Source organism: uncultured Metabacillus sp., from assembly GCF_947503125.1.
Taxonomy (GTDB): Bacteria; Bacillota; Bacilli; order Bacillales; family Bacillaceae; genus Metabacillus.
In genome coordinates this window covers 1-10,512 of record NZ_CANNCR010000095.1, presented here as the reverse complement: position 1 = coordinate 10,512, position 10,512 = coordinate 1, and the positions used below count along the sequence as shown (strand labels likewise).

At 35.2% G+C, this 10,512-nt stretch carries 7 protein-coding genes; 6 read left to right on the top strand and 1 reads right to left on the bottom strand.

Translation table 11 applies throughout. The features are described from left to right. Positions 1-484: 484 nt before the first annotated feature. Complete coding sequence (locus tag Q1B07_RS25180) at positions 485-1,564, bottom strand: LacI family DNA-binding transcriptional regulator (RefSeq protein WP_299095057.1); 1,080 nt, start codon at positions 1,562-1,564, stop codon at positions 485-487. Between the two features lie 366 nt (positions 1,565-1,930). Between Q1B07_RS25180 and Q1B07_RS25175 the strand changes: the two genes are divergently transcribed. The 6 genes from Q1B07_RS25175 (at position 1,931) to Q1B07_RS25150 (ending at position 10,154) form a co-directional block, all read left to right on the top strand. Next, positions 1,931-3,367, top strand: a complete 1,437-nt coding sequence (locus Q1B07_RS25175) for an L-fucose/L-arabinose isomerase family protein (protein ID WP_299095060.1) — start codon at positions 1,931-1,933, stop codon at positions 3,365-3,367. Between the two features lie 31 nt (positions 3,368-3,398). After that, positions 3,399-4,229, top strand: a complete 831-nt coding sequence (locus Q1B07_RS25170; protein ID WP_299095063.1) for a transketolase — start codon at positions 3,399-3,401, stop codon at positions 4,227-4,229. Next, on the top strand, positions 4,226-5,191 hold the full coding sequence (locus tag Q1B07_RS25165) for a transketolase C-terminal domain-containing protein (RefSeq protein ID WP_299095066.1): 966 nt from the start codon (positions 4,226-4,228) through the stop codon (positions 5,189-5,191). The genes Q1B07_RS25170 and Q1B07_RS25165 overlap by 4 nt, the downstream gene beginning before the upstream one ends. 13 nt (positions 5,192-5,204) lie before the next feature. Beyond that, positions 5,205-6,689, top strand: coding sequence for a glycerol kinase GlpK (glpK, locus tag Q1B07_RS25160; protein ID WP_299095069.1), 1,485 nt, complete (start codon positions 5,205-5,207; stop codon positions 6,687-6,689). A gap of 436 nt (positions 6,690-7,125) precedes the next feature. Next, the gene (locus Q1B07_RS25155; RefSeq protein WP_299095071.1) at positions 7,126-8,907 is read left to right on the top strand and encodes a sensor histidine kinase; all 1,782 of its coding nucleotides are present in this window, start codon (positions 7,126-7,128) and stop codon (positions 8,905-8,907) included. Then, a complete protein-coding gene (locus tag Q1B07_RS25150; RefSeq protein WP_299095073.1) occupies positions 8,904-10,154 on the top strand; it encodes a response regulator in 1,251 nt (416 codons plus the stop codon). Before Q1B07_RS25155 ends, Q1B07_RS25150 begins: the two co-directional genes overlap by 4 nt. The last annotated feature ends 358 nt before the right edge of the window (positions 10,155-10,512 follow it).

Here is a 10,512-nt window from a genome sequence, read left to right as displayed (position 1 = left end):
ATATGGACATTATAATCGTCTAATTCTGGACAGGCAATACCGTCAACTTTTGGTCATTTTGGGATGGCAATAACAGTAAGAAGTATAAAATTTTAACAATTATCTCCTAAAATTTTTTTATCAGAGACAGATAGGTACCTCAGAATTATCTTTTACAGAATATCCCTATTTTTATGTGAAACCAGCGCTACTTTTATCCACACATGCCTATATATAATCTTTGAAGGGAATTTTCATAGAAGAAATACTTAAGTAAACAACTGAATTGTTTCCTGGTGGACGAGTAATTCCAAGTAGATTTGACCTTGATCTAACGGCAGGTGAAGATGATGAGTATGGTTGAAAAAGCTTTCTTAGGGAGCTGATGAAAGCGGAGTACCGGTTCATGAGATACCGTTATTCAACCTGAACAGCGATGAAAATAAGTGACGACGTGATTCGGCAGGTTGTCGGTTCATATCGGAACAAAAAAACCCCTAGCTTATTAAAAGACTAAGGAATTTTGATTAATCTTAACTGTATCTTTTACTTTTTTATTAAAAGTACTAGATTTTCTTACTACTAATTCAGTATCTATAAACATGCTTATTCGATCTAAATCATTATTTTCTATTTGATTTATCAGTTTTTCGACGGCCATTGCAGCCATTCTATCTTTCTTTACATGAATCGTTGTTAATTCAGGGGTAATGACTTGGGATTCAAAAATATTATCAAAACCAATTATTGATATGTCATCAGGTACACGAATTCCTAACTCAGATAGAGATTTAATGACGCTAATTGCCATATAGTCTGCTTCACAAAACAAAGCTGTAGGAAGGCTGTATGATTGCTTTCTTATCTTTTCTATAAATCCATCTTGGGACGAAATCATTGTTGGGGACAATGAAAATACATTCTCTTTCTTAATAGTTAAACCATGTTCACTTAGTGACTGTAAAAAGCCTTTTTTTCTCATAGCGAAATTATACATTCTGGAATTTGACTCTATATAACCAATTTCACTGTGTCCTAATTCAATAAGATGATTTCCAGCTAAATATGCCCCATGGACATTATTCATTACGACAAAATTGGTATTCAACGTTTCAAAGCAAGTATCAAGAACAACTAAATTTCGTTGAATAGTTGATACTATGCTGATTTGTTCGGGTGTTAAGTTTGTTCCTAATAATAAAATTCCGGAAGATGCTTGTTCTTGCTCAAGTCTTGTTAATTCCTCCTTTAACATATTAATGTCAACTGCTGACACTAATAAAGAGTAGCCGCTAGGGTTAATTTGTTTATCAATATTATTTATTAACTCCATAAAAAATGGAAGAGATTCATAGTGTTCTGTAACAATTCCTGAGTTTGTGCAAGCTACAAACCTTAATAATTTATTTCGGGTCTGAAAGTATTGATCTGCTTTTATAATCGGACGTGGAATATATCCATGTTTTTGCGCAATTTTGATTATCCTCTCACGTGTTTCTTCACTAACCCCATTTTTTCCATTTAAAGCTAAAGAAACAGCCGATTTTGAAACACTTGCCAATTTAGCGATATCACCTATTTTCATCTAAATGACTCCTACCTAATTTAATTTTATATAAAAAAACTAAACTTTTTTATTGAATTATAACAGATATAAAACACAATGTGTAATCATTTAGTTCAATGAAAGCTGGGGTTTACAGCTGATTTTAAAAGGGTATCGACTGATATCTCGTTAGTTTTTAATAAATTTATTTATATAATAAATAAAAATAACTAAAAAATAGCAGCTGTGTTTATTGACTAGTTTTAAAAATTCATTTATTATAAATCTATAATAAGTTAAACAAAACTAAATTAGTTTAGTTATTTTAGTTTATGTATGCGCTTCAAAACTTGATTAATAAAATTTCAGACTAATTCTTATGTTTTTCAGGAGGTAAGTACACCTATGCAAAAGTTTAAATTAGGTTTTGCACCAACACGTCGATTTGTTTTTAGTAAAGAAGATGCACTTAAATACAAAAACTTAATTAGAGAAAAAATTGAAAGCTTTGGATTGGATATTGAGATCGTTGATTTAGAGGGGATTAACGAGGAAGGACTATTACATGAACGACTTGAAGAGCCTTCTATTATTAAACGTTTTAGAGATACCGAGGTGGATGCGTTATTTTTCCCACACTGTAACTTTGGAACTGAAGATATTGTTGCTCGTGTGGCAAAAGCAATTGGGAAACCGGTATTGCTTTGGGGTCCTAGAGATGAAGCGCCATTAGAAGACGGCATGCGCCTTCGTGATTCACAATGTGGAATCTTTGCAACAGGAAAGGTTCTAAGACGGTTTAACGTTAAGTTCACTTACATTACGAACTGCCGCGTTGATGATCCAATCTTTGAAAGAGGTTTTAAAAATTTCATTGGGGCTGCAAATGTAGTCAAGCATTTTAATAGTTTAAGAATTTTACAGATTTCAACTCGACCATCTGATTTTTGGTCCGTTATTTGTAATGAGGGTGAATTATTAGAGACATTTGGTATTCAAATTCATCCGATAACACTGGATGAGTTAAAGAAAACAACTTTAAAAATAGAAAAGACGGATAGCCCGGAATTAGATGAGGCTGTAAATTATATCAAGGAAAAGCTTGATTGGAGCTCAGTGACTGAAGAGGATGTTAGACGAATTGCATCATTGAAGGTAGCAATGAAACAGTTAGCTGAAGAAACAAGAAGTACAGCGATTGCGATCCAATGTTGGTCAACGCTGCAAGATATTATTGGGATCATGCCTTGCTTAGCAAATGCAATCCTAACAGATGAACAAATTCCAGTTACCTGTGAAACAGATATCCATGGAGCAATTACATCGATTATGGTTCAAGCAGCAACATTAAATACACATCCAACTTTTTTTGCAGACATCACTGTTCGTCATCCTGAGAATCCAAATGGTGAATTATTGTTTCATTGCGGAAACTTCCCCGTATCTCTGAGTAAAGAGGAAAAACCAAAATTAAACAAACACTTCTTATTTGATGACCATTCACCAGGAACTCATGAAGGTGAAATTAAAGGTGGAGAAATGACTTTAGCCCGCTTTGATGGAGACCATGGTGAGTATTCAATCTTCCTTGGAAAAGCAAAAGGGATTGAAGGGCCATTTACTAGAGGGTCATATGTGTGGGTTGAGGTAAATGACTGGCCTTTATGGGAAGAAAAATTAGTTAAAGGTCCGTATATTCATCATTCAGTAGGAATACATGCAAACGTAATCCCGGTGCTATTTGAGGCATGTGAGTATATTCCTGGATTAACACCTGACCCGGTTGATCCAACGGTAGAAGAAATAAAGGCATGGCTCCGTGGAAGTGATTTAAACAAGTAATAAGTTTGATTTATTAAAGGAGGATTTCTTTATGGAAGAGATTACGTTTTTAAAAAGAAAAGCAGCTGAAATTCGCATGGAATTATTAACAATGATTTACAATGCTCGAACAGGACATACAGGAGGCTCATTATCAAATACGGATATTTTAACAGTTCTTTACTATAAGATTATGAACATTGATCCAAGTAATCCCAAATGGGAAGATCGAGATCGCTATGTTCAAAGTAAAGGACATTCAGTTGAATCTCTATGGGCGATATTAGCAGATAAAGGCTTTTTCCCTAAAGAAGAATTAAAGACATTTTCTCAATTTGGATCTAGATTAATAGGACATCCAAATAATAAAGTACCAGGCATTGAAATGAATACGGGTGCTTTAGGTCATGGCTTACCAATTGCAGTAGGTATGGCATTAGCTGGAAAAATGGACGGGAAATCATATAAAGTTTATACGCTTATGGGTGATGGAGAACAAGCTGAAGGTTCAGTTTGGGAAGGAGCAATGGCTGCTGCGCAATATAAGCTTGATAATCTCGTAGCAATCATTGATCGAAATAAATTACAAATAACAGGAAGTACAGAAGCTGTAATGGCATTAGAACCATTAGGAGATAAATGGAGAAGTTTTGGCTGGGAAGTTGTTGAAGTAGATGGCAATGACGTTGAACAGCTGGTAGATGTATTCTCGAAAACGCCAAAAGCAGGTGGAAAACCTACAATGATTATAGCTAATACAGTAAAGGGGAAAGGAATTTCATTTGCAGAGAATGTAGGGGCATGGCATCATCGTGTACCATCAAAAGATGAGTACGATTTAGCTATGGAAGAACTTTCTAAACAACTGGAGGTTTTGGTATGAGAAATGTAGCTTTAAAACCTACAATCGGAAATAAAATCGCAAATCGTCAAGTGATTAGTGATACCTTGTTAGAATTGGGAAAAAAGGATAAAGATTTATTAGTGCTTACTAGTGATTCAAGAGGCTCAGCTTCAATGGTACAGTTTGGAAAAGAATTGCCGGAACAAATTGTTGAAGTTGGAATTGCTGAGCAAAATATTGTTGGGATGGCAGCTGGATTGGCGCATTCTGGTAAAAGGCCATTTATTGCTTCACCAGCTTGTTTCTTAAGTATGAGAAGTATCGAACAAATTAAAGTAGATGTTGCTTATTCACAGACAAATGTAAAGTTAATAGGGATAAGTGGAGGCGTTAGCTACGGTGCCCTCGGTATGTCACATCACTCCCTACAAGATTTAGCAGTAACACGTGCAATACCAGGTCTTGATGTCATGATGCCTGCAGATCGTCATGAAGCAAAGAAAATGATTGAAGCATTGGTTGAATATGACCGACCTGTCTATGTAAGAATTGGACGTAATCCAGTGGAAGATTCCTATGTATCAGATGACTACGAATTTGAAATCGGTAAAGCTGTTACGATGAGGGATGGCACTGATTTAACGATCATCGCTAGTGGAGAAACTGTTCGTGTAGCATTAGACTCCGCGGAAGCACTAGCACAAGAAGGACTTAATTGTAGAGTAATCAACATGCATACAATTAAGCCTTTAGATGAAGAAGCCATTATCAAGGCATCACGTGAGACTGGAAAAATTATTACCATCGAAGAGCACAGTGTATATGGCGGTTTAGGTGCAGCAGTTGCTGAAGTGGTCATTCAACATCAACCAGTTCCGGTGAAAATCATTGGAATACCAGACGAACCTCCTATTACAGGGAATACTGCTGAGGTCTTTGTGCATTATGGGATAAGTGTGAGCAATGTGAAAAAAATCGCTTTGCAAATGATAAATAACTAATCGAGGGATGGCTATGACACCAAACTATATTCTTGCAATCGATCAAAGCACATCTGGTACGAAAGCTTTAGTTGTAAACTCAGAAGGGAAAATTACCCATAAAACAGCTTTAGCTCATGAACAATACTATCCAGAATCAGGCTGGGTTGAGCATGATCCAATAGAAATCTATGAAAATGTAAAAAAAGTGATAACAGAGGTTGTTCATTTAGCCTCTGTTTCTCTTAATCAATATAAAGTGTTAGCCATAACTAACCAAAGGGAAACCATTGTCGTTTGGGATAAAGAAACAGGAATTCCGGTTTATCATGCAATCGTTTGGCAATGTAGAAGAACATCTGACTTTTGTAAGGGCCTAAAAGAAAAAGGATATGAAGATAAAGTCCAAGCGAAAACAGGATTAACGATTGACCCTTATTTTTCTGCGTCAAAGATAAGATGGATTTTAGATCATGTAGAAGGTGCAAAAGATCGAGCAAACGAAGGCAAGTTGTTGCTTGGAACAATTGATAGTTGGTTAATATGGAAGTTAACGGGTGGGAGTGTTCATGCAACTGACTATACAAATGCTAGTAGAACGCTTTTATTTAATATTCAAACGCTTACATGGGACGATGAATTATTAGAGATATTCGGTATTCCGAAAACAATGCTGCCAGAGGTAAGAAGCTCAAATGATATTTTTGGTATCATAAATGACCCTGCGCTTCCTGTTATAGGATTACCAATCTCAGGAATTATTGGTGATTCACAGGGTGCTCTATTTGGACAAAAGTGCTTTGAAAAAGGGATGGCAAAAGCAACTTATGGTACCGGTACTTCTGTCATGATGCATACTGGTAGTTTAGTAAATGCACAAAATGGTTTAGTTTCGTCCATTGCATGGGGAATTGATGGTGAAGTGAGCTATGCGCTTGAAGGGATTATCAATAGTACGGGGGATGTTCTTAAGTGGGTAAAAGAGGATCTTGAGTTATTTCGTGATTTCACAGAGATTGAATCAATCGCAACGTCTATCCCAGATAATCAAGGTGTATACTTAGTTCCCGCATTTGTTGGGTTAGGTGCCCCTTATTGGAATCCATATGCACGCGCTGCTATCTTAGGTATGAATCGAAATTCAGGAAAATCTCATATCATTCGTGCAGCATTAGAGAGTATCACTTATCAAGTAAAAGACGCCATTGAATTAATGAAAACCGAATCAAATATTGCGATAAAAGAGTTAAAAGTAGATGGTGGTGCGACAAGTAATGCTTTTTTAATGCAATACCAAGCTGACATTCTTGGAAATGACGTAGTTGTTTCATTGATTGCAGAACTTTCTGCATTAGGATCCGTGTATTTAGCAGGATTAGCTGTTGGGATATGGAACTCGATTGATGATATAAAACAGCTAAATCAGGAAAGCAAACATTATCAATCAGTTATTTCAAGTGAGTTGAGAGATCAATATTATCAAGGATGGAAAGATTCCGTAAAAAGTGTTTTAGTTTAATGAACAATTAGGTTATTAGGTATTAATTATAAAAGAATCCGTACAACATGATTTTTAAACTACTAATTAAGGAAGCGTAAGGGATGCTAATAAATACAGTATTAGAAGCAGTAGAAGATATTCTCAGACCAACAATAGGAAATTGACTCCTCTATAAGGGCTATTATAAAATAAGTAAAAATTATTCATTTTATAGATTTTGTAAGCGATTTCCTGATCATTATTATGACGATACAAGTGTAGACATGTATCAAGGAAAGGTTGCATGATCTCATATGATATAAGCTTGACCTTGAATGGATAATCCACATTATTAATTATGAAAAGACAATTTTAAAAAAGTAGTATTCTTGTTTTACGTTTAATCCTTATCAACCCTTTCCAGGACGATAAGGATTATTTTCATATTATTCAATGCAATAGCTGGAGGAGCCATATGAAACAAAAACCAACGATATTATTACAAATGATTATTGGATTTTCCATCATATTGATTTTAGCCATTTCAATTAGCAGTTACTTTTCCTATCGGTTTTCCTCTAAGGTTGTAATGAATAAAACATCACAATACTTACTAGAGTCGGTTATTCAAATGAGTGGGAAAATAGATCGTATGTTAGAGGAATATGATCGTCTTTCGTTGAGGATCGCCTTACATCCCGATACACAAAAATATTTAAAGAATAAAAATAAAAAGCCATTGGGTCAAAAGGTTAGTGATTATAATGTACAAAAAGTGATCACGCATGAACAGGCCTACCTCGGAAATGATTTTCATGTAGAACTAGTTGGCAATCAAGGAATAGGAGGCTTCTATAGTCCCTTTAATATTAAACAGATGAATTGGTATCCATTTCTTGATTCAGATGGAGGGATGTTCTGGACAAGGAATAATCTATTATATGACATAGAAACGAAAGATTTGGTTCATGGCATTTTAGGTGTAAGAGAGATTAAAGATTATTCTCATCCATCTCAAAACATTGGGTATATGCTTACAGTGATTCCGGTTGAAGCGACTGAAAATGTTGTTGGAAACTTCCTAACGGACCCTTCGAATAAACTTCAAGTTATCGATTCAACTGGGCATATTTTGTATTCGACGGACTCAAGTGAGTTTGGACATACAGTGGACGATTCTTTATTGGATAAAGTACATGATAGCAGGAATAATGGAAATATCTCACAAGAGGGAATGGATGGAAAATCTGTGTATATCTCATCCTACACATCTCCCTATAGTAACTGGACAGTAGTTACTTATATCGATGTTGATGAAGCCATAATGGAATTGGAAGCAATGAAAAATAGTGCTCTTGTTATCGTGATTCTTGGAATTGTTGCTGCTTTGATATTAGCTTTCTTTTTCTCATGGTCATTATCCAGGCCAATCAGGCATCTGGCATACCGCATGTCTAATCTAAAAAGTGGGAAATTAAAGCCCTATACAGGAACAATGAATAATTGGGAAGTTGCTGTTCTTTACGATAGTTTTAACCATATGATCGAAAATTTAGATGAAACAATAAGGACTTTGTCTTATAGGCAGATAAGAGAAAAACAGGCACAACTAATCGCGATGAAAGCCCAATTTCAGCCGCATTTTTTATATAATTCACTCAATACAATCTATTATTATGCGATAAGTGAAAAGCAAAACAAGCTGGCAGAGATGGTATTGTCATTAAGCGAACTTCTGCGGTACAGTATACAACCCGGTTCTGAATTTGTTGCACTAAAAGAAGATTTAAAGCAATTAAACCATTATATTGAACTACAACGTTATCGCTATGAGGAAAAGCTGCAGATTAACATGTATGTGGATGAAGAACTTTTTGAATATCCAGTAATGAAACTGTTGCTGCAGCCTCTAGTAGAAAATGCCATTACCCATGGGTTAGAGAATATAAAAAGAAGGCATTGGTTGATCAATATTTCCATTACAAAGGAAGGCACCATGGTTAAATTCATTGTAGAGGATAATGGAAAAGGGATGAACCAAGAGGATATGGAAACTGCTCTGGAATATAACGAAGATCTAGAAATTGAGACTGATAAAATGATGCATTCAGGAATAGGACTTTCCAATCTGCATCATCGAGTCAAATTGATATACGGTCATAACTATGGACTCGAGTTAAGTCATAGCTCTTTGGGAGGACTAAAAGTTCAGCTTGTGATTCCTTTCCAACTAGATAACAGAGGAGGGATAGAATGAAAATATTGCTTGTAGATGATGAACCATTCGCCTTACGAACGCTTAAAGAAATGATTCAAGGTGCGAAAAGTAGCTGGGAGATAACAGCTGCTGTTGAGGATGGTGAAGAAGCAATTACGGTGCTAAAGAAGCATGAAGTTGATTTAGTTATATCGGACATTCGTATGCCTGCCGTAGACGGTTTGGAATTAAGTAAATATATTGAAGAGAATTTTTCTACCGTTAAAGTTATCTTATTAACCGGATACAAGGATTTTGGATATGCTCAGCAAGCTCTCCGATACGGAGTAGTCGATTATCTTTTAAAACCAACTTCTTTTGAATCTCTGTTTGAATCGATTGAAAGAATTGAAAACTGTATTTTGAAAGAGAAAAATATATATAGATTAACAAAGAAAAGAGAAAGAGACATTCTTGAAAAACGATTAGATGATTTGCTTTTTGGCTTACCTTACCCATATTATGACGATGAATTAATCCCGAAATTTCATGAAATATTGGTCTTTACCTGTTGTTTAAAGGATGCTAGTTTACTTCCAAAAGGATGGGTGGAGATTCATGCTTATTCAGCCATAAAAAATATTATTGAAGAATGGTTTCTCCCCTTTGGAAAAGCGTATGTCACTGTTCAGGAGCAGCATCTTGCCGTTATCGTTTTCTTGAATGATACAGAAGAAAAAAGTCTGGTTTATAAGGAAATGTTGGGTCGTCTTTATGAAACGATTCAAGCATTGTTAAAAATAGAGCTGATTATAGGATTTGGCTTCCCTTGCCGTAAATTAACGGAGCTACATGTTCATTATAGAGAAAGTATTTATGCTATGGAAGATGCTCGAAAAACTGATTTTTCTTTTGTTGCCTTTTATGGAGATATAAAGCAAAATACAGATGAAGTTAAACATCTCGAAAAAAAATATGAGGGAAAAAAGAACCGTCGTGTTATTGAAATTGTACTTGAGAAAATGAGAACCAAGCTATCCGAGGATATAACGTTAAAAGTATTGGCAGAAGAGGTTTATTTGAATCCGACTTATCTTGGAAGAATTTTTAAAGAGGAAACAGGAGAGAGTTTTTCCAGCTATCTTATCAAACTGCGAATTGAAAAAGCAAAGCAATTGTTGAGAAACCCTGCATTAAAAATTTACGAAGTTTGTGAACAAGTTGGTTATAATGACCCAGCTCATTTTACTCATGTGTTTAAAAAATCCTTGGGAATAACCCCGCAGGAATATAAATTGAGATCTTAAAGCAAAAAGGTGGGAAAAGAATGGTCGATGAGAAATCGTTGGTCATTCTTTTTTTATATTATCAAAATTATTTTTTATGGTTGATAGTATTAGAAAAACAAGACAGTTAAAAGCGCTTCAAAAGTAGTTGTTAAAACACAAGATATATCACTTTCACCTTCTATTAATCAAAAATCATCTATAGGATAATGAAAGCGTAAACAACAAAGAGTTGTTTCTAGTTATTGAAGGGATAAAATGGTTGAGGTAAAAGGACCGAATTAGTAAGTATTAAGACCGCTTAGGTAGTGTCAAAAGTTCTATGAAAAAACAACGTTTTAGTTTTAATTAACACCGAAGTGAACTTGTTGACCGCCGC